General features: G+C 39.2%; 1 protein-coding gene. It reads left to right on the forward strand.

What is annotated here, in order from left to right; genetic code table 11:
- Positions 1-188, forward strand: a 188-nt coding sequence (locus ACYQ4S_RS12820; protein WP_459771567.1) for a hypothetical protein, incomplete at its 5' end; no start/stop codon positions are given.
- Positions 189-255 lie beyond the last annotated feature (67 nt).

The following is a 255-nucleotide window of genomic DNA, read 5'->3' on the forward strand; positions in this document are numbered from 1 at the left end:
ATTCTCCCACATTGAAACTTTATATCCAACAACTCGTTCAGGCGTATAAAATTTCCAGCGAGGAAGCGTATTTGTTTTCCTATTCACAGACCAAGCAATTAATTGAAACAGCCATACAGCAGGAAGAGAGAGTTCCGTCGTCTTTTGAATCCAATGGATTTATGGAAGATCAGGATGTCTCATTTTAATGGAAAACAGAAAGAAAGTCCGAAGAGAAAGGAGCATACGCTCCCAATGCTCTTCGGACTTTTTTTA

Source organism: Alkalibacterium sp. s-m-28 (genome assembly GCF_054658175.1).